General features: G+C 64.7%; 18 protein-coding genes. 16 read left to right on the forward strand and 2 right to left on the reverse strand.

Annotated features, from left to right (window positions below):
* The first annotated feature begins 144 nt into the window (after positions 1-144).
* The 9 genes from RRX38_RS24005 (at position 145) to murB (ending at position 8,356) form a co-directional block, all read left to right on the forward strand.
* Entirely contained in the window at positions 145-1,077 is a 933-nt protein-coding gene (locus tag RRX38_RS24005; protein WP_295474474.1) for an ABC transporter ATP-binding protein, read from the forward strand.
* Positions 1,074-1,862, forward strand: coding sequence for an ABC transporter permease (locus tag RRX38_RS24010; protein ID WP_295474472.1), 789 nt, complete (start codon positions 1,074-1,076; stop codon positions 1,860-1,862). The genes RRX38_RS24005 and RRX38_RS24010 overlap by 4 nt, the downstream gene beginning before the upstream one ends.
* A 140-nt stretch (positions 1,863-2,002) precedes the next feature.
* Positions 2,003-4,210 carry a DNA internalization-related competence protein ComEC/Rec2 gene (locus tag RRX38_RS24015; protein WP_315960947.1) on the forward strand — a complete coding sequence of 736 codons (2,208 nt, stop codon included), beginning with the start codon at positions 2,003-2,005 and terminating at the stop codon, positions 4,208-4,210.
* 71 nt (positions 4,211-4,281) lie between these two features.
* Positions 4,282-4,956: a MotA/TolQ/ExbB proton channel family protein gene (locus RRX38_RS24020; protein ID WP_295474466.1), complete on the forward strand. Its 675-nt coding sequence runs from the start codon at positions 4,282-4,284 to the stop codon at positions 4,954-4,956.
* Positions 4,953-5,384 (forward strand): ExbD/TolR family protein, encoded by a 432-nt coding sequence (locus RRX38_RS24025; RefSeq protein WP_295474463.1) that lies wholly within the window; start codon positions 4,953-4,955, stop codon positions 5,382-5,384. Before RRX38_RS24020 ends, RRX38_RS24025 begins: the two co-directional genes overlap by 4 nt.
* Positions 5,384-6,379, forward strand: a complete 996-nt coding sequence (gene lpxK / locus RRX38_RS24030) for a tetraacyldisaccharide 4'-kinase (protein ID WP_315960948.1) — start codon at positions 5,384-5,386, stop codon at positions 6,377-6,379. The genes RRX38_RS24025 and lpxK overlap by 1 nt, the downstream gene beginning before the upstream one ends.
* Before the next feature lie 11 nt (positions 6,380-6,390).
* Positions 6,391-6,576, forward strand: coding sequence for a Trm112 family protein (locus RRX38_RS24035; protein WP_295474456.1), 186 nt, complete (start codon positions 6,391-6,393; stop codon positions 6,574-6,576).
* Positions 6,573-7,337 (forward strand): 3-deoxy-manno-octulosonate cytidylyltransferase, encoded by a 765-nt coding sequence (gene kdsB, locus RRX38_RS24040; RefSeq protein WP_315960949.1) that lies wholly within the window; start codon positions 6,573-6,575, stop codon positions 7,335-7,337. The genes RRX38_RS24035 and kdsB overlap by 4 nt, the downstream gene beginning before the upstream one ends.
* Complete coding sequence (gene murB / locus RRX38_RS24045; protein ID WP_315960950.1) at positions 7,337-8,356, forward strand: UDP-N-acetylmuramate dehydrogenase; 1,020 nt, start codon at positions 7,337-7,339, stop codon at positions 8,354-8,356. The genes kdsB and murB overlap by 1 nt, the downstream gene beginning before the upstream one ends.
* A gap of 94 nt (positions 8,357-8,450) precedes the next feature.
* Here murB and rne read toward each other — a convergent pair whose 3' ends face one another.
* Positions 8,451-11,864 carry a ribonuclease E gene (gene rne / locus RRX38_RS24050; protein ID WP_410524852.1) on the reverse strand — a complete coding sequence of 1,138 codons (3,414 nt, stop codon included), beginning with the start codon at positions 11,862-11,864 and terminating at the stop codon, positions 8,451-8,453.
* A gap of 717 nt (positions 11,865-12,581) precedes the next feature.
* On the opposite strand from rne, the gene rluC reads away from it, so the two are divergent.
* The 3 genes from rluC to RRX38_RS24065 are packed head-to-tail and all read left to right on the forward strand — an operon-like array spanning position 12,582 to position 15,201.
* Positions 12,582-13,538 (forward strand): 23S rRNA pseudouridine(955/2504/2580) synthase RluC, encoded by a 957-nt coding sequence (rluC, locus tag RRX38_RS24055; RefSeq protein ID WP_315960952.1) that lies wholly within the window; start codon positions 12,582-12,584, stop codon positions 13,536-13,538.
* Complete coding sequence (locus RRX38_RS24060; RefSeq protein ID WP_315960953.1) at positions 13,528-14,184, forward strand: HAD-IA family hydrolase; 657 nt, start codon at positions 13,528-13,530, stop codon at positions 14,182-14,184. The genes rluC and RRX38_RS24060 overlap by 11 nt, the downstream gene beginning before the upstream one ends.
* Positions 14,185-14,211: 27 nt before the next feature.
* Positions 14,212-15,201 carry a S49 family peptidase gene (locus RRX38_RS24065; RefSeq protein WP_315960954.1) on the forward strand — a complete coding sequence of 330 codons (990 nt, stop codon included), beginning with the start codon at positions 14,212-14,214 and terminating at the stop codon, positions 15,199-15,201.
* Positions 15,202-15,249: 48 nt separating this feature from the next.
* Here RRX38_RS24065 and RRX38_RS24070 read toward each other — a convergent pair whose 3' ends face one another.
* Positions 15,250-15,828 (reverse strand): nucleoside triphosphate pyrophosphatase, encoded by a 579-nt coding sequence (locus tag RRX38_RS24070; protein ID WP_315960955.1) that lies wholly within the window; start codon positions 15,826-15,828, stop codon positions 15,250-15,252.
* 106 nt (positions 15,829-15,934) lie between these two features.
* Between RRX38_RS24070 and RRX38_RS24075 the strand changes: the two genes are divergently transcribed.
* From RRX38_RS24075 to fabD, 4 genes are all read left to right on the forward strand, one after another.
* The gene (locus tag RRX38_RS24075; protein ID WP_295474432.1) at positions 15,935-16,462 is read left to right on the forward strand and encodes a YceD family protein; all 528 of its coding nucleotides are present in this window, start codon (positions 15,935-15,937) and stop codon (positions 16,460-16,462) included.
* A gap of 9 nt (positions 16,463-16,471) precedes the next feature.
* Positions 16,472-16,654: a 50S ribosomal protein L32 gene (gene rpmF / locus RRX38_RS24080; protein ID WP_009406838.1), complete on the forward strand. Its 183-nt coding sequence runs from the start codon at positions 16,472-16,474 to the stop codon at positions 16,652-16,654.
* Between the two features lie 4 nt (positions 16,655-16,658).
* Entirely contained in the window at positions 16,659-17,684 is a 1,026-nt protein-coding gene (gene plsX / locus RRX38_RS24085; protein WP_315960956.1) for a phosphate acyltransferase PlsX, read from the forward strand.
* 106 nt (positions 17,685-17,790) lie between these two features.
* Positions 17,791-18,735, forward strand: a complete 945-nt coding sequence (gene fabD, locus RRX38_RS24090) for an ACP S-malonyltransferase (RefSeq protein ID WP_315960957.1) — start codon at positions 17,791-17,793, stop codon at positions 18,733-18,735.

Raw genomic sequence — 18,735 nt, forward strand, 5'->3', positions numbered from 1 at the left:
GCGCCATTTCGATAATTATTATTAATGAATGTGTCTGTACTTGGGTGGTCTGTCCTAGCACCATGGCCGCAGTCCACTGGCGCACCACCGCGTGCGCCAGCCTGATCAATTCCTAGAACCTTCCTGATGGGTGCTTTTTCCGCTATGAGTTCTGCCCTGTCCATCCGACAGCTCACCAAGACCTACGGCAACGGCTTCCAGGCCCTCAAGGGTATCGACCTGGACGTTGCCGAAGGCGACTTCTTCGCCTTGCTCGGCCCCAATGGCGCCGGCAAATCCACGACCATCGGCATTCTCTCCACCCTGGTGAACAAGACCAGCGGTACGGTGAACATCTTCGGTCATGACCTGGACCGTGAGCCGGCTGCGCTCAAGCGTTCCATCGGCGTGGTGCCGCAGGAGTTCAACTTCAACCAGTTCGAGAAGACCTTCGACATCGTCGTCACCCAGGCGGGCTACTACGGCATTCCGGCGCGCATCGCCAAGGAACGCGCGGAGAAGTACCTGACCCAGCTGGGCCTGTGGGACAAGCGCGACGTGCCGTCGCGGTCGCTGTCCGGCGGCATGAAGCGCCGGCTGATGATCGCTCGTGCGCTGATCCACGAGCCGCGCCTGCTGATCCTCGACGAACCCACCGCCGGGGTGGACATCGAGCTGCGCCGCTCGATGTGGAGCTTCCTCACCGAGCTGAACCAGAAAGGCATCACCATCATTCTCACCACCCATTACCTGGAGGAGGCCGAGCAGCTGTGCCGCAACATCGGCATCATCGACCATGGTGAGATCGTGCAGAACATGGGCATGAAGCAACTGCTCAACACCCTGACCGTGGAAACCTTCGTGCTCGACCTCAAGCAGTCGTACACGCAAGCGCCCCAGTTGCCAGGTTTCCCCGGCCGGCTGATCGATGCGCACACCCTGGAAGTGCAGGTCGACAAGAACGTTGGCATCACCGCGCTGTTCAGCCAGCTGGCCCAGCAGGGCATTGAAGTGCTGAGCCTGCGCAACAAGGCCAACCGTCTCGAAGAGCTGTTCGTGTCCCTGGTGGAAAAGAATCTGGCGAAGGTGGCCCAATGAGCAAGCCTATGGGCGAACTGCGCCCCAACCTGGTGGCGCTGAACACCATCGTCTACCGCGAAGTGCGGCGCTTCATGCGCATCTGGCCGCAGACCCTGCTGCCGCCGGCGATCACCATGGTCCTGTACTTCGTGATCTTCGGTAACCTGATCGGTCGACAGATCGGCGACATGGGCGGCTTCAGCTACATGCAGTACATCGTGCCGGGGCTGATCATGATGTCGATCATCACCAACTCCTACGGCAACGTGGTGTCGAGCTTTTTCGGTGCCAAGTTCCAGCACTCCATCGAAGAACTGATGGTCTCGCCGGTGTCGCCGCACATCATTCTCATCGGCTATGTGCTGGGCGGTGTGCTGCGTGGCCTGATGGTCGGCCTGATCGTCACGCTGCTGTCGATGTTCTTCACCGATCTGCAGGTGCATCACCTGGGCGTGACCGTGGTGGTGGTACTGCTGACCGCGACCATCTTCTCGCTGCTGGGCTTCGTCAACGCGGTGTTCGCCCGCAACTTCGATGACATCTCGATCATCCCGACCTTCGTGCTGACCCCGCTGACCTACCTGGGGGGCGTGTTCTACTCCATCACCCTGCTGCCGCCATTCTGGCAGACCGTGTCGCTGGCCAACCCGGTGCTGCATATGGTCAACGCCTTTCGCTACGGAATCCTCGGCGTGTCGGATATCCGCATCAGCATCGCCCTGGCGTTCATGGCCTGCGCCACCGTGGTGCTCTACATAGCCTGCGTGCGCCTGCTGGTCAGCGGCCGCGGCATGCGCCACTGAGCCTCTCGGGCCGCCAAGTCTCGGCGGCCCACCTCATTCCTGGTCCTCGTGGCCGTTCAAAACCGGTAACAAAGCTCGCTTGAAGCCTCGTGCTACGGCATCGATCTTCTCGCCCTTTTCGCAAGGGAAGGAGACTGCTCATGCGCACGGGGATGGTCGCGCTGGCGCTGGGGCTGCTGAGCCTGCGTTTTCTGCCGGCACTGCCGCCGGGCTGGCTGTTGCTGTTGATGCCACTGCTGGCGCTGATGCTGCTGCCGTATCGCACTTACCCGCTGGCGCTCTGGTTGCTGGGTTTCACCTGGGCCTGTGTTTCGGCACAGGCAGCCCTGGATGATCGCCTGGCACCGAGCCTGGATGGCCGGACACTGTGGCTGCAGGGCCGGGTGAGCGGGCTGCCGGACAGCCGTGGTGAAGTGGTGCGCTTCGAACTTGAGGATGTGCAGTCGCGCCGTGTCGGCTTGCCGCAGCGCATCCGGGTGAGCTGGCGCGGCGGGCCACAGGTACGCAGTGGCGAGCGCTGGCGCCTGGCAGTCAAGCTACGGCGCCCGGACGGGCTGCTCAACCCCGGCACCTTCGATTACCCTGCCTGGCTGTTGGCGCAGCGCATCGGTGCCACCGGCACGGTGGTCGATGGGCAGCGTCTTTCTCCGGCAGCAGGCGCCTGGCGCGAGGCATTGCGGCAACGCCTGCTGGCTGTGGACGGCCAGGGCCGGGAGGGCGCCCTGGCGGCGCTGGTGCTGGGCGACGGCTCGGGCTTGTCGCGGGACGACTGGCAGGTGTTGCAGGATACCGGCACGGTGCACCTGCTGGTGATTTCCGGGCAGCATGTCGGGCTGCTGGCCGGGGCGCTCTATCTGCTGATTGCGGCGCTGGCCCGCTGGGGCCTGTGGCCGTCGGGCTGGCCCTGGCTGCCCTGGGCGTGCGCGCTGGCCTTTACGGCGGCGCTGGGTTACGGCTGGCTGGCCGGCTTCGACGTGCCGGTGCGGCGCGCTTGCATCATGGTTGGCCTGCTGCTGTGGTGGCGCCTGCGCTTTCGTCACCTGGGGCCGACCTGGCCCTGGCTGGTGGCGCTCAACGGCGTGTTGCTGCTGGAGCCGCTGGCCAGCCTGCAACCTGGGTTCTGGTTGTCGTTCGGCGCCGTCGGCGTACTGCTCATGGCGTTTGGCGGACGAGTCGGCGGCTGGTCCTGGTGGCGCGCCTGGACCCGTGCGCAATGGCTGATTGCAATCGGCTTGCTTCCGGCGCTGCTGGCGCTGGGGCTGCCGGTCAGTCTCAGTGGTCCGGCGGCCAACCTGCTGGCAGTGCCTTGGGTGAGTCTGGTGGTATTGCCCCTGGCGTTGCTCGGCACCCTGATGCTGCCGGTGCCCTTGCTCGGGGAGGCGTTGCTGTGGCTGGCGGGTGGCGCCTTGCAGCTGCTGTTCTGGGTCTTGGCCGAGTTCGCTGCGCAGTGGCCGGCCTGGGTGCCGCCGGGCCTGCCGATGTGGGCCTGGTGGCTGTGCCTGGCCGGTGTGCTGTGCCTGCTGCTACCGGCCGGAGTGCCGTGCCGACCCTTGGGTTGGCCGCTGGTGCTGATGTGTGCGTTCGTGCCGCAACAGCGGCTGCCCGCCGGACAGGCCGAGGTGCAGATGCTCGACGTGGGGCAGGGGCAAGCCGTGCTGATCCGTACCCGGCATCACAGCCTGCTGTATGACGCCGGCCCGGCCGCCGGGGATTTCGATATTGGCGAGCGCGTGGTGGTGCCCGTGTTGCGCAAGGCCGGTGTCACGCGCCTGGATCTGCTGTTGGTCAGCCATGCGCATGCCGACCATGCCGGTGGCGCGCCGGCCGTGCAGCGCGCCTTGCCGGTGGATCGGATGCTGGCGGGCGAGCCCGGTGAGCTGCCAGGCGCCGAGGCCTGCGTTGTGGGGCAGCGCTGGGAATGGGATGGGGTACGCTTCGCGACCTGGCGCTGGGATGCTGCCCGGCATAGCAACGATGCATCCTGCGTGCTGAGCGTGGAGGCCAACGGCGAACGCCTGCTGTTGACCGGCGACATCGAAGGTGCAGCGGGGCGCGCGCTGCTGGATTCCGGCTTCGAGCTGCGCGCGCGCTGGTTCCAGGCGCCTCATCATGGCAGCCGCACTTCTTCTTCGGCGGCTCTGCTGCGCCGGGTGATGCCTGAGGCGACACTGGTTTCGCGCGGCCGGCACAACAGCTTCGGGCATCCTCACCCGCTTGTACTGGCCCGTTACCGAAGCCTGGGTATCACCGTGCATGACACCGGCGAGCAGGGCGCCGTGAGCCTGCGCCTGGGGACTTTCGGCGAAGCCCTTGGCGCGCGTGCTGAGCGTCGCTTCTGGCGAGATTGAGCGGTCGGGGTCGAACAACCGGCACGACCCTATGGTAGAGTGGCCCCACATTTTCAGAGGGAGTCGGCACTGTGTGGGAACTGGTCAAATCTGGCGGCTGGATGATGCTTCCAATCATTCTGAGCTCGATCGCCGCAGCCGGCATCATCATCGAGCGGCTGTGGACCTTGCGCGCCAGCAGGATCACGCCGCCACACCTGCTCGGGCAGGTCTGGCAGTGGATCAAGGAAAACAAACTCGACAGCGACAAACTCAAGCAGCTGCGCGCCGACTCGCCCTTGGGTGAAATCCTCGCCGCCGGCCTGGCCAATTCCAAGCATGGCCGGGAAATCATGAAGGAAAGCATCGAAGAGGCTGCCGCGCGGGTCATCCACGAGCTGGAGCGCTACCTGGCGGCGCTGGGCTCGATCGGCGCGATGGCGCCGCTGCTCGGCCTGCTGGGTACGGTGCTGGGCATGATCGATATCTTCTCGTCGTTCAACGCCGCCGGTAACACAGGCAATGCCGTGGTGCTCGCCGGAGGGATCTCCAAGGCGCTGATCTGTACCGCTTCGGGGCTGATGGTGGCCATCCCGGCAATCTTCTTCCATCGCTACCTGCAGAGTCGTGTCGACGAGCTGGTGGTGGGCATGGAGCAGCAGGCCATCCGCCTGGTGGAAGTGGTGCAGGGCGACCGTGAGGTGGATCTGGTCGATGCGCCGGTTGACCTCAAGTCGCTGGCCAAGACCGGGGGCAAGCGCAAGTGAAGTTTCGCCGCCGCAAGCCGCGCGACACCATCGACATCAACCTGGTTGCCCTGATCGATGTGGTGTTCATCCTGCTGCTGTTCTTCATCCTCACCACCACCTTCACCCGTGAAACCCAGCTGCGCGTCGACCTGCCGCAGTCAGTCACCGGGGCGTCCAACGATGATGCCGCGCGCAAGCAACTGGACATCGCCATCAATGCCGATGGCGTGTTCTCGGTGAACAACCAGCTGCTGCCGCGCAACGACCTGGATGGCCTGGTCGAAGCGTTGCAGCGCGAGTCGGGTGGCGACAGCAGCCTGCCGCTGTCGATCAGTGCCGACGGCAAGACCCCGCATCAGGCGGTGATCACTGCCATGGACGCTGCGGGCAAGCTGGGTTTCAGTCACTTGCGCATGACCACGGTCGAAGCGACCCAGGCTAATTGATGGCACTCACCGACCGTTTGCTTGCCGCGTGGTACCAGGGGCATCCGGCACTGACCCTGCTGCGTCCGCTGGAGTGCCTGTACCGTCGGGTGGTCGAGCGCAAGCGTGCGCGCTTTCTGGCCGGTGAAGGCAGCATCTACCGTGCGCCGGTGCCGGTCGTGGTGGTGGGTAACATCACCGTAGGTGGCACCGGCAAGACCCCGATGATCCTCTGGCTGATCGAGCATTGCCGCCGCCAGGGCCTGAGGGTCGGGGTGGTCAGCCGTGGCTATGGCGCCAAGCCACCGAGCCTGCCCTGGCGGGTGCGCGCCGAGCAGAGCGCCACCGAGGCGGGCGACGAGCCGCTGCTGATCGTGCAACGCAGCGGCGTGCCGCTGATGATCGACCCTGACCGCAGCCGCGCCGTGCGCGCCTTGCTGGACAGCGAGCCACTGGACCTGATTCTTTCCGACGACGGCCTGCAGCACTATCGGCTGGCGCGTGATTTCGAGCTGGTACTGATCGACGCCGCCCGTGGCCTGGGCAACCGCCGTTGCCTGCCCGCCGGGCCGCTGCGTGAACCGGCCGAACGCCTGCAGGCGGTCGATGCCGTGCTCTACAACGGCGCCCTGGCCGACAAGAACGATGGCTTCGCCTTCACCCTCAGGCCCTCCGCGCTGGTCAACCTGCGCAGTGGCCAGCGGGTGGGCGTCGAACATTTTCCGCCCGGCCAGGCCGTGCATGCGGTGGCCGGCATCGGTAATCCGCAGCGTTTCTTCAATACCCTCGAGGGGCTAAACTGGCGGCCTGTGGCGCATGCCTTCGCCGACCACGCCGTGTTCGATGCCCAGGCGCTGAGCTTTACGCCGGCGCTGCCATTGGTCATGACCGAGAAGGACGCGGTGAAATGCCGTGCCTTCGCGGCCGACGACTGGTGGTACCTGGCGGTGGATGCGCAACCTTCCGAGGCCTTCGTCAGCCGGTTCGATGACTGGCTGGCGCATCTTAAACACTGATGGGACCCCACATGGATACCAAACTGCTCGACATCCTCGCGTGCCCGATCTGCAAGGGCCCCCTCAAGCTCAGCGACGACAAGTCGGAGCTGATCAGCAAGGGCGCCGGCCTGGCCTACCCGATTCGCGATGGCATTCCGGTGATGCTGGAAAGCGAAGCCCGCACCTTGTCCACCGAGGAGCGCCTGGATAAATGAGCGCTGCCTTCACCGTCGTGATTCCGGCGCGTTTCGGCTCCAGCCGCTTTCCCGGCAAGCCGCTCAAGAGCATCGCCGGCAAGCCCATGGTCCAGCATGTCTGGGAGCAGGCCTGCAAGAGCCAGGCGCGGCGCGTGGTGGTGGCGACCGACGATGCGCGTATCGTCGAAGCCTGCCAGGCCTTCGGTGCCGAGGTGCTGTTGACCCGTGACGACCACAATTCCGGCACCGACCGCCTCGCCGAGGTGGCGACCCAGCTGGGTTTGGCCGCCGACGCCATCGTGGTCAACGTGCAGGGCGATGAGCCGTTGATCCCCCCGGCGATCATCGATCAGGTGGCGGCCAACCTCGCCGCTCATCCCGAGGCGGCCATCGCCACCCTCGCCGAACCTATCGAGGACGTGGCGTCGTTGTTCAATCCCAATGTGGTCAAGGTCGCGACCGACATCAACGGTCTGGCACTGACCTTCAGCCGTGCACCTCTGCCTTGGGCGCGGGATGCCCTGGCCGCCAGTCGTGACGTGCTGCCGGTGAACGTTCCGTATCGCCGCCATATCGGCATCTACGCCTACCGCGCTGGTTTCCTGCACGATTTCGTCGCCTGGGGACCGTGCTGGCTGGAGAATACCGAATCCCTGGAGCAGCTTCGGGCTCTGTGGCACGGCGTACGCATTCATGTGGCCGATGCCCTGGAAGCACCGCCCGCCGGCGTCGACACTCCGGAAGATCTGGAGCGCGTCAAGCGCCTGCTGGAGGGTTAATGAGCCTGGACGTGCGCCCGGCGGTTTCGCTGAAACCCTTCAATACCTTCGCTGTGGATGTGCGCGCCAGCCTGTTCGCCGAAGCGCACAGCGACGACGACGTGCGCCAGGCGCTTGGCCTGGCGCATGCGCGGGCGATGCCGGTGCTGGTCGTCGGTGGTGGCAGCAACCTGCTGCTGACTGCCGACCTGGACTGCCTGGTGTTGCGCATGGCCAGTCGTGGCATCCGGGTTGTCGAGGAGCAGGACGGGCAGGTGGTGGTCGAGGCCGAGGCTGGCGAGCCCTGGCATCCGTTCGTGCTGCACTGTCTGGAGCAGGGCTTGGCAGGCCTGGAAAACCTCAGTCTGATTCCCGGTACGGTGGGGGCTGCGCCCATGCAGAACATCGGTGCCTATGGGGTCGAGATCAAGGACGTGTTCCACAGCCTGGTCGCCCTGGATCGTGAGAGCGGCGCGCTGCGCGAATTCTTCCTGACCGATTGTGCCTTTGGCTACCGCGACAGCCTGTTCAAGCAGCAGCCAGGGCGATGGATCATTCTGCGGGTGCGTTTCCAGCTGCAGCGCGAGGCAAGGCTGCACCTGGAATATGGTCCGGTGCGCCAGCGCCTGAGCGAGCAGGGCATCGAGCAGCCGACCCCAATGGACGTGAGCCGGGCGATCTGTTCGATCCGCAGTGAAAAACTGCCCGACCCGGCCAAGCTGGCCAATGCCGGCAGCTTTTTCAAGAACCCGGTGATTCCTGCCGAGCAGGCGCAGCTGCTCAAGCAGCGCTACCCACAGATGGTGGCCTATGCTCAGGCTGACGGGCAGGTGAAGCTGGCGGCAGGCTGGCTGATCGAGCAGGCCGGCTGGAAAGGCTTTCGTGAGGGCGATGCCGGGGTGCATCGATTGCAGGCGCTGGTGCTGGTCAATCATGGGCAGGCCAGTGGCCTGGAGCTGCTGAACCTGGCTCAACGTATCCAGGCCGATATCCTCGAACGTTTCGGGGTTGTTCTGGAGATGGAGCCGAACCGCTACTGAGCGCTGTGCTGGCGAGCGGCGTGAGCAGCTCGCTGCAACAGGCAATAAAAAACCCCGCTTGCTTGCGCAGGCGGGGTTTTTTCATGGCGGTGGATCAGGCCAGCGGTTTGCTTTCGCGGCTGTGTTCCTCGGCCTTGCTTTCGCTTGCTGCCTCGTCGGCCTTGGCTTCGGCTGCTTCGGCGGCCGGGGCTTCAGCCACGGCGTCTGCCGGGCTCCGAGCTTCGGCTGCCTCAGGTGCCGCAGTTTCGGCCACAGGGGCTTCTACCTGTGCTTCGACGGCAGCAGGCACTTCGACCGCTGGGGCTTCGACGACCGGCGCCTCAACGACCGGCTGTTGGGCCGGTGCTGCGGCAGCGGCCTCAGCCTGCTGGCGACGACGCTCTTCTTCCTCGCGCTTGCGGCGACGCACTTCACGTGGGTCGTTTGGCGCGCGGCCCGAGCTGCTGACCGGCAGGCTTGGCTTTTCTTCCACGACCGGGGTGGCAACCGGGGTTGGCTCGGCGGCCGGTGCGGCATAGGCTACAAGCTCTTCCTTGGCCGCTGGCGCTTCCTCGACCGGGCTGGCCGCAACAGGTGCGTTCAGTTCGGCGGACTCGCTGGCGGGAGCTGCCTCGATCTGCGGCTGGCTCACCGGCTCTGCAGCCGGTTCGGCCACGGGCTCTGGAGTCGGGACAAAGGCGGCAGCCGGCTTGTCGTCGGCAGCTACTACCTCGGCAGCAGGTGCTTCGCTGGCCAGTTCGACTGCAGGCGCGGCCGCTACCACGGCGGGCTCGTTGCGCTCTACCGCTGGAGCCTCCACGGCAGGGGCTTCAACGGCTGCAGCAGGGGCCTCGAACGAAACTTCCTGCGGTGCAGCTTCGCTGGCAGCCGGCGCTTCGAGTGTCGCTGCTGGAGCGGCGTCGGCCTGTTCGGCCGCCGCTTCTGCCTGACGGTTGGCGTCGGCTTCGGCGTTGGCGCTGATCACACCGCCGGCTACGGCAGCGGTGACTACCAGGCCGGCCGCGACGGCGTCGCCTTGACCTTCAGTGGTCTCTTCGCTGCCTTCGGCCAGTTCCACGCCGTTGGCATCACGCTGACGCTCGCGACGGTTGCTGCGACGGCGCTGGCCACGGGAGCGGCGGCGTGGACGTTCGCCATCGGTTCCTTCCTGCTGATCGTCATGGGCCTGCTCTTCGCCGTTGAGGATTTCCTCGTCAGCGTCGGCAGGGGCCTGCTCGGCACGTGGCTGGCGCTCTTCACGTGGTGGACGTGGTTGACGCTCTTCGCGTGGTGCGCGTTCCTCGCGTGGGGTGCGCTCTTCGCGAGCTACACGTTCTTCACGTGGTGCGCGCTCTTCGCGGGTGTCAGGCTTGTCGAGCGATGGCGCTTCGCTTGGTGCGGCGTCCAGAGGCTCACGCAGCTCGCGCACGCGCTCTTCGCGTGGCTTGCGCTCGCGCGGTGCACGTGGCTGGCGCTCTTCGCGTGGTGCGGAGTCGTCACGGGCTTCGCGGGGTGCGCGTTCTTCGCGTGGGGCACGCTCTTCGCGCGGGGCACGTTCTTCGCGTGGGGCGCGCTCTTCGCGCGGTGCACGTTCTTCACGTGGGGCGCGTTCTTCGCGCGGTGCGCGTTCCTCGCGCGGAGTACGCTCGCCGCGCTCTTCGCGGGGCTTGCGGTCTTCGTCGCGGCGGTTGCTGCGGCCACGGCTCTGCTGGCGACCGTTGCGGCGTTCTTCGTTGCGCGCCGGGCGCTCGCTGGTGGCGGGCTTCTCGGTGGCAGCGGCGGCCGGAGCGACGGGTTCCGGCTTGCTGGAGGCGAACAGACTGACCAGCGACTTCACCAGGCCCTTGAACAGGCTTGGCTCGTGTGCGGCAACGGGCTGGGCGACCGGGGCCGGGGCGGCTTCTTCCACGGGGACCGGTGCGTTGGCACGGGCCGGGGCGGTCTTCACGGCCGCTTCCTGGCGTACCAAGGTGCGGGTCGCGCTGGCCTGTGGTGCCATTTCCTCGATTTCGGCGGCAGCTGCGGCGATTTCGTAGCTGGATTTGTGCGAGTTGGCATCCGGGTTGTCGTCACGCAGGCGCTGCACTTCGAAGTGCGGCGTTTCCAGGTGGTCGTTCGGCAGGATGACGATACGCGCACGGGTACGCAGTTCGATCTTGGTGATCGAGTTGCGCTTCTCGTTGAGCAGGAAGGCGGCGACCGGGATCGGCACCTGGGCGCGGACTTCCGCGGTGCGGTCCTTGAGGGCTTCTTCCTCGATCAGGCGCAGGATGGCCAGCGAAAGGGATTCGACGTCACGGATGATGCCGGTGCCGTTGCAGCGTGGGCAGACGATGCCGCTGCTCTCGCCCAGGGAAGGGCGCAGGCGCTGACGCGACATTTCCAGCAGGCCGAAGCGCGAGATGCGGCCGACCTGCACGCGGGCGCGGTCGGCTTCCAGGCATTCGCGGACTTTCTCTTCCACGGCGCGCTGGTTCTTGGCCGGGGTCATGTCGATGAAGTCGATGACGATCAGGCCGCCAATGTCACGCAGGCGCAGCTGGCGGGCGATCTCTTCGGCAGCTTCGAGGTTGGTCTGCAGGGCGGTTTCTTCGATGTCGCTGCCTTTGGTGGCGCGTGCCGAGTTGATGTCGATGGACACCAGGGCCTCGGTGGGGTCGATGACGATCGAACCGCCGGAAGGCAGTTCGACGACGCGCTGGAAGGCGGTTTCGATCTGGCTTTCGATCTGGAAGCGGTTGAACAGCGGGACGCTGTCTTCGTACAGCTTGATCTTGCTGGCGTACTGCGGCATCACCTGGCGGATGAAGGTCAGGGCTTCTTCCTGGGCCTCGACGCTGTCGATCAGCACTTCGCCGATGTCCTGGCGCAGGTAGTCGCGGATGGCGCGGATGATGACGTTGCTTTCCTGGTAGATCAGGAATGGCGCGGCGCGGTCCTGGGACGCTTCCTTGATGGCGGTCCACAGCTGCAGCAGGTAGTCGAGGTCCCACTGCATTTCTTCGCTGCTGCGGCCCAGGCCGGCGGTGCGCACGATCAGGCCCATGTCGGCCGGTGCGATCAGGCCGTTGAGGGCTTCACGCAGCTCGTTACGCTCTTCGCCTTCGATACGGCGAGAGATGCCGCCGGCGCGCGGGTTGTTGGGCATCAGCACCAGGTAGCGGCCGGCGAGGCTGATGAAGGTGGTCAGGGCGGCGCCCTTGTTGCCGCGCTCTTCCTTCTCCACCTGGACGATCACTTCCTGGCCTTCGCTCAGGACGTCCTTGATGTTGACCCGGCCTTCGGGGGTCTTCTTGAAGTATTCGCGGGAGATTTCCTTGAGAGGCAGGAAGCCGTGACGCTCGGAGCCGAAGTCGACGAAGGCGGCTTCCAGACTCGGCTCGATGCGAGTGATCCGGCCCTTGTAGATGTTGGCCTTCTTCTGCTCGCGGGCGCCGGACTCGATGTCCAGGTCGTAGAGGCGCTGGCCGTCTACCAGTGCAACACGCAACTCTTCGGGTTGAGTCGCGTTAATCAGCATTCTTTTCATGTAGTACCGTCGGTTTCCGGGGCTGCCGGAAACGGCGTTCGGCACACACGACTTCTCACGGTCGGTGTCAGAGCACGTCAGGAGCGCCAGGGGCGCACCAGTGTCCAGCGAGCATCTCCGGCCAACGGGGCTGGAGGGTCGCGACGACGTTTCCTGCTTGCTGTGGTGACCAAGGGCACCCAGTCAGCAAAAGCTTTGTCAGGAGGAGGAATCGGTCATCGGCAGCGGACGCGATAAGGCGTCTGGAACAGCATTGTTGCTACACAGTCCGATGGTCGTGCGTCTCCACCCTACACGTATCCCTGATAATTCGGGTGCTGCCGCGCGCAGAATCCGCAGCGGGTTGGCATTTACCGCGCGCTTCCCATGGAAGCGCACGCATCATGGCTCGAGGCGTGGTTCGCAGGACTTGCGCTCGAAACACCTGGAAGCGACTGCACCTTGTGAACTGGCCGTGGGTTCTGCGCTCTGGAAGGCGAGTCTCGACTCTGCGATCCGGCGTATTTCAGGCCTCATGTCACCCGCGCTTGTTACGTTTCCTGATGCCTTCGTTGTCACCGAAAGCCTTGCAGGGCGGCCTCCCGCCCGGTGAATTGCGTGGGTCAGGGCCGGTTGTCAACCGTTTGTGCGCTGCCCGTCCGCTTTTGGCGGCGTTCGCGACTATAGCAGCAATCATTAAGTGCTTCAAATCCATAAAAAATTGTTATGATTCGCCGCATGACGACTAACACCCCCCCAACCCCCGGCGTTCAGCTGGTCGAGGTTGCCCCGGAATATGCCGGTCAACGCATCGATAATTTCCTGATCACGTACCTCAAGGGCGTACCCAAGACGCTGGTCTACCGCATCCTGCGCAAGGGCGAAGTGCGAGTGAACAAGGGGCGCGCCAAGCCGGAGTACAAGCTGCAGGCGGGCGACATCGTGCGCATTCCGCCGGTGCGCGTGCCCGAGCGCGACGAGCCGGTGCCGGTCGCCCAGGGCCTGCTGCAGCGTCTGGAAGCGGCCATCGTTCACGAGGACAAGGCACTCATCGTGCTCAACAAACCGGCCGGTATTGCCGTGCATGGTGGCAGTGGCCTGAACTTTGGCGTGATCGAAGCGTTCCGTCAGCTGCGCCCCGACGCCAAGGAGCTGGAGCTGGTGCATCGCCTGGACCGCGACACGTCTGGTCTGCTGATGATCGCCAAGAAGCGCAGCATGCTGCGCCATCTGCACGAAGCCCTGCGCGGCGACGGTGTCGACAAGCGCTACATGGCGCTGGTGCGCGGCCACTGGGCGACATCCTGCAAGCAAGTGCGCGCGCCGCTGCTCAAGAGCAACCTGCGTTCCGGCGAGCGCATGGTCGAGGTCAACGACGAAGGTAAGGAGGCGTTGACGCTGTTCAAGGTGCTGCGCCGCTTCGGTGACTTCGCCACGATGGTCGAGGCGCGGCCGGTGACCGGGCGCACCCACCAGATCCGTGTGCATGCCCTGCATGCGGGGCATTCGATCGCTGGCGATCCCAAGTACGGCGATGAAGATTTTTCCCGCGAGATCCGCGAGCTGGGCGGCAAGCGCCTGTTCCTGCACGCCTACATGTTGACCGTGCCGCTGCCCGATGGCGGCAAACTCGAACTGCAGGCCCCTGTCGACGAGATGTGGGCCAAGACCGTGGAGCGTCTGAGTGCGCCGTAATTACGATCTGCTGATCTTCGACTGGGACGGCACGCTGGCCGACTCCATTGGTCGCATCGTCCAGGCCATGCGCGAAGCGGCCATCAATGGCGATGTGCCGGTGCGTGACGACGAGGCCATCAAGGGCATCATCGGTCTGGGCCTGCCCGAAGCCATTCGTACCCTGTACCCGCACTTCACCCCCGATGCGCTGCTGGCGTTCCGTCAGCGCTATGTCGACAGCTACATGGCCATGGATGAAGTGGCCTCGCCGCTGTTCGAGGGGGTGTTGGAGTCGATCCATGCGTTCCGCGAGCAGGGCTATCGCCTGGCGGTGGCCACTGGCAAGGCCCGGCGTGGTCTGGATCGGGTGCTCGAGGCGCACGGCTGGCGGGAGTTCTTCGACATCACGCGTGCTGCCGATGAAACCGCCAGCAAGCCGGACCCGCTGATGCTGCATGAAATCATGGCGCATTGCGATGTGCCGGCCGAGCGCTCGCTGATGATCGGCGATTCGTCCTTCGACCTGCTGATGGCGCGCAATGCGGGTATGCACAGCGTGGCGGTGGGCTATGGTGCGCAGTCGCTGGATTCATTGCGTGAGTTCGGTCCGCAACTGGCCATCGAACACTTTTTCGAGTTGGGTGTCTGGTTGGGCAGGCCCTGAACGTCTTGCAGTCGAGGTGAGTGAGAAATGTCTGATCAATGGAAGGCGCCAGACTCGCAGAGTGGTGGGTCGGCGGAAGATGCCAAGAGTTGGAAGCTGCTGGAAAAGACTCTGCAGGCCAGTATCCAGGAACAGCGCCGGTCGCGGCGCTGGGGGATTTTCTTCAAGTTCCTGACCTTCGCCTACCTGTTCGGCGCGCTGCTGCTGTTCACGCCGCTGCTCTCGGAGACCAAGGCCGCGCGCGGCACCGAGCATACGGCGTTGATCGACGTGCAGGGCATGATTGCCGACAAGGAGTCGGCCAGTGCCGACAATATCGTGGGTGCGCTGCGTGCGGCCTTCGAAGACAGCAAGACCAAGGGTGTGATCCTGCGCATCAACAGCCCTGGCGGCAGTCCGGTGCAGTCGGGCTATGTGTACGATGAAATTCGCCGCCTGCGTGCCGAAAAGCCGGCGATCAAGGTGTACGCAGTGATCACCGATCTCGGTGCCTCCGGTGCCTACTACATCGCCAGCGCAGCCGACCAGATCTACGCCGACAAGGCCAGCCTGGTCGGCTCCATCGGTGTGACGGCAGCCGGCTTCGGCTTCGTCGGTGCCATGGAGAAGCTGGGCGTCGATCGTCGTACCTACACGTCGGGTGAGCACAAGGCGTTCCTCGATCCCTTCCAGCCGCCCAAGGAAGATGAAACCCGCTTCTGGCAGGGGGTGCTGGACACCACGCATCGGCAATTCATCGCCAGCGTCAAGCAGGGGCGTGGCGAGCGTCTCAAGGACAAGGAGCATCCCGAGCTGTTCTCGGGGCTGGTCTGGACTGGCGAGCAGGCCGTCGGCCTGGGTCTGGTGGATGCCCTGGGCAGCTCCAGCTATGTCGCCCGCGAAGTGATCGGCGCCAAGGATATCGTCGATTTCACCGTGCAGGAGTCGCCGTTCGACCGCTTCTCCAAGAAGCTGGGAGCCAGCATGGCCGAGCGTCTGGCGATGTGGGCAGGCTTCAGCGGACCTGCTTTGCGTTAAGGGCTGTCGCGCTGAAGAAAAACCCGACCTTTCGTCGGTTTTTCATGCTCAGGGAATGCTCACGCCTTCCTTTATTAGCATGTCCACAAGGCGGATGAGTGGCAGGCCGACCAGGCTGGTGGCATCGCTGCCTTCCGTGCTGCGAAACAGGCTGACGCCCAGGCCTTCGGCCTTGAAGCTGCCAGCGCAGTCGTAGGGTTGTTCGGCGCGCAGGTAGCGTTCAAGGGTGGCAGCGTCCAATTGCCGCATGTGCACGGTAAAGGGCACGCAGTCGATCTGACACTGGCCGGTGCGGGTATTGAGCAGTGCCAGGCCCGTGAGGAAGCTCACGCTCTTGCCGCTGGCAGCAGACAGCTGCGCCAGGGCGCGCTCGAAATCGTGGGGTTTGCCGAGTATTTCGCCGTCCAGCACGGCGACCTGGTCCGAGCCGATGATCAGGTGGTCGGGGTGGCGGTCCGCCAGGGCCTGGGCCTTCTGCTGTGCCAGACGCTGTACCAGAGCCGTAGCGTCTTCGCCCGGCTGGCGGCTTTCGTCGATGTCGGGCGAGCTGCAGGTGAATGGCAGGCGCAGGCGGGCGAGCAGTTCGCGGCGGTAGGGCGAGCTGGAGGCGAGAAGCAGGGAAGGCATGCGTATCTCCTTGGGCTGAGCGATGATTCTAATGAGCGTGCACGCAGGCGAACAGGCCCGAATTTCCTTTGACATGCCAAGGGGGCATCCCTAGAATGCTGCGCCTATGTTGAATGACCCGATTCCATCTCATATTGACCCGCGCAAACTGGCTGATCGCGGCACGACCCTAGAGGGTGAAGTGCAGCTGGCCGGCTTGCAGAGACTCTGTGACCCGCTGGCCGATGACGCCGGTGTGGTGCAGGCCAGGTTCGCCTTCGAACGGGACGAGCGCCGGGCCGTGGTTTTCCACAGCCACCTCGACGTTACCGTGAAGATGGTCTGCCAGCGTTGTCTCGAGCAGGTTACCCTGCCGATCCACAGTGAATGTACTTACGTGGTGGTGAAGGAGGGTGCGAACACCCAATCGTTGCCGAAAGGCTATGACGTGTTGGAACTGGGCGAGGATCCTTTGGATCTGCTGGCATTGATCGAGGATGAGCTGCTGCTCGCCTTGCCGATTGTGCCTGCTCATCATCCTGAAGAATGCCAGCAACCGGCGGGTCTCGATGAGCCCGAACCGAGCGTGGACGAGGTAGCACGGTCCAACCCGTTCAGTGTATTGGCGCAATTAAAGCGTGACCCAAACGTTTAGGAGTTAACTATGGCTGTTCAGCAGAACAAAAAATCCCGCTCTGCTCGTGACATGCGTCGTTCGCACGACGCTCTCGAAGCGAACGCTCTGTCCGTGGAAAAAACCACTGGCGAAGTTCACCTGCGCCACCACGTTTCGCCAGAAGGCGTATACCGTGGCCGCAAAGTGATCGACAAGGGCGCTGACGAGTAATTTCTTGTCCGCTCCGATCATCGCGATCGACGCAATGGGCGGGGACTTCGGTCCCCGCAGCATTGTCCAGGCTAGTCTTGCCTGTCTCGCTTCTACCCCCTCGCTTCACCTGGCCCTTGTCGGCCAAGCTCCCCTGATCGAAGACCTGATATCCCGTCATCCTGGCGTGGATCGCGCGCGCCTGCATGTCGTGCATGCCAGCGAGGTCGTCACGATGGACGAAAAGCCCTCCCAGGCGCTGCGTGGCAAGCCCGACTCCTCGATGCGGGTGGCGCTCGGCCTGGTGGCTGACGGTCAGGCACAGGCCTGCGTCAGTGCCGGCAACACGGGTGCGCTGATGGCCCTGTCGCGCTTCGTGCTCAAGACCCTGCCGGGCATCGACCGCCCGGCCATGGTGGCCGCCATTCCGACCCGAGCCGGGCATTGCCATCTGCTGGACCTTGGGGCGAACGTCGATTGTACGGCGGAGAATCTCTATCAGTTCGCGGTGATGGGGGCGGTGACTGCCGAGGCGGCAGGGGTGGACCGGCCCCGGGTCGCGCTGCTCAATGTCGGTACCGAGGACATCAAGGGCAATCAGCAGGTCAGGCAGGCGGCAGCGCTGCTGCAGCAGGCCCGGGGGCTCAACTACATTGGTTTCGTCGAAGGTGACGGCCTGTATCGGGGCGAAGCGGACGTGGTGGTGTGCGACGGTTTCGTCGGTAACGTGCTGCTCAAGTCCAGCGAGGGCCTGGCGACCATGATTGCCGAGCGCATCGAAACCCTGTTCACCCAGGGCCTGTTCGGGCGTGCCGCCGGGCTGCTGGCCTTGCCGGTGCTGCGCCGCCTGCGCGGCGAGCTGGCACCGGCACGGCACAATGGCGCCAGCCTGCTGGGCCTGCAGGGCATCGTGGTGAAGAGTCACGGGGCGGCGGGCGTCGACGGATTGCAGAGTGCGATCCAGCGTACCGTGACCCAGGTGCAGGAAAACCTGCCGCAACGCTTGCGCGGGCGACTGGAGGCGTTATTGCCGGGACCGTCTAAAATGTGACGCTGCCTGCCAGAGCGTCATCCAAACGTCAGTCATAACCAATCGAATCACTGCCGCCGGCAAGACCGGAGGCGCATTTCAAGAAAACCAATCAGGGGCCTGTAACATGTCTGCATCCCTCGCATTCGTCTTCCCGGGTCAAGGATCGCAATCGCTCGGCATGCTCGCCGATCAAGCGGCGCAGCATCCGTTGATCCTCGATACCTTCGAGCAGGCGTCCGACGCCCTGGGTTACGACCTGTGGGCTTTGACCCAGCAGGGGCCTGTCGAACAGCTCAACCAGACCGACAAGACCCAGCCGGCCATCCTCACCGCATCCATCGCGTTGTGGCATGTGTGGCTCGCCGAAGGTGGTGCGGTGCCGGCCTATGTCGCCGGCCACAGCCTGGGTGAGTACAGCGCCCTGGTGGCCGCTGGCAGCCTGGCACTGGAAGACGCCGTCAAGCTGGTCGAGCGTCGTGGTCAGCTGATGCAGGAAGCCGTGCCGGCCGGGCAGGGTGGCATGGCAGCGATTCTCGGCCTGAGTGACGACGACGTGCGTGCCGCCTGCGCCGAAGCGGCTCAGGGTCAGGTGGTCAGCGCGGTGAATTTCAACTCGCCGGGCCAGGTGGTCATCGCCGGTGCCGCCGATGCGGTGGCGCGAGCCATCGAACTGTGCAAGGCGCGTGGCGCCAAGCGTGCCCTGCCGCTGCCGGTCAGCGTGCCGTCGCACTGCGAGCTGATGCGCCCGGCTGCCGAGCGCTTCGCTGCATCGGTCGAGGCCATCGACTGGCAAGAGCCGCAGATCGCCCTGGTGCAGAATGTCAGTGCCGCCGCCGTAAGCGATCTGGCGACCCTCAAGCGTGATCTGCTCGAGCAGCTGTACAAGCCTGTTCGTTGGGTGGAGTCCATTCAGTGCCTGGCCGGCCTGGGTGCGACCCAACTGGTGGAATGTGGTCCCGGCAAGGTGCTTGCCGGTCTGAACAAGCGCTGCGCCGATGGCGTGGTGACCTATAACCTGGATACCCCTGACCCTGACGCCTTTGCCGCCATCCGTGCGGCACTGGCCTGA

Origin of the sequence: Pseudomonas sp. DTU_2021_1001937_2_SI_NGA_ILE_001, assembly GCF_032463525.1 — a bacterium.
In the GTDB taxonomy this organism is placed as follows: Bacteria; Pseudomonadota; Gammaproteobacteria; order Pseudomonadales; family Pseudomonadaceae; genus Aquipseudomonas.

Bases quoted from the DNA above. Each gene is read 5' to 3' on its own strand.
- rpmF (WP_009406838.1), top strand. From the start codon at position 16,472: ATGGCTGTTCAGCAGAACAAAAAATCCCGCTCTGCTCGTGACATGCGT.
- rluC (WP_315960952.1), top strand. From the start codon at position 12,582: ATGACGACTAACACCCCCCCAACCCCCGGCGTTCAGCTGGTCGAGGTT.
- kdsB (WP_315960949.1), top strand. From the start codon at position 6,573: ATGAGCGCTGCCTTCACCGTCGTGATTCCGGCGCGTTTCGGCTCCAGC.
- RRX38_RS24065 (WP_315960954.1), top strand. From the start codon at position 14,212: ATGTCTGATCAATGGAAGGCGCCAGACTCGCAGAGTGGTGGGTCGGCG.
- RRX38_RS24010 (WP_295474472.1), top strand. From the start codon at position 1,074: ATGAGCAAGCCTATGGGCGAACTGCGCCCCAACCTGGTGGCGCTGAAC.
- rne (WP_410524852.1), bottom strand. From the start codon at position 11,864: ATGAAAAGAATGCTGATTAACGCGACTCAACCCGAAGAGTTGCGTGTT.
- RRX38_RS24075 (WP_295474432.1), top strand. From the start codon at position 15,935: ATGTTGAATGACCCGATTCCATCTCATATTGACCCGCGCAAACTGGCT.
- RRX38_RS24005 (WP_295474474.1), top strand. From the start codon at position 145: ATGAGTTCTGCCCTGTCCATCCGACAGCTCACCAAGACCTACGGCAAC.
- fabD (WP_315960957.1), top strand. From the start codon at position 17,791: ATGTCTGCATCCCTCGCATTCGTCTTCCCGGGTCAAGGATCGCAATCG.
- RRX38_RS24035 (WP_295474456.1), top strand. From the start codon at position 6,391: ATGGATACCAAACTGCTCGACATCCTCGCGTGCCCGATCTGCAAGGGC.
- RRX38_RS24015 (WP_315960947.1), top strand. From the start codon at position 2,003: ATGCGCACGGGGATGGTCGCGCTGGCGCTGGGGCTGCTGAGCCTGCGT.
- RRX38_RS24070 (WP_315960955.1), bottom strand. From the start codon at position 15,828: ATGCCTTCCCTGCTTCTCGCCTCCAGCTCGCCCTACCGCCGCGAACTG.
- lpxK (WP_315960948.1), top strand. From the start codon at position 5,384: ATGGCACTCACCGACCGTTTGCTTGCCGCGTGGTACCAGGGGCATCCG.
- murB (WP_315960950.1), top strand. From the start codon at position 7,337: ATGAGCCTGGACGTGCGCCCGGCGGTTTCGCTGAAACCCTTCAATACC.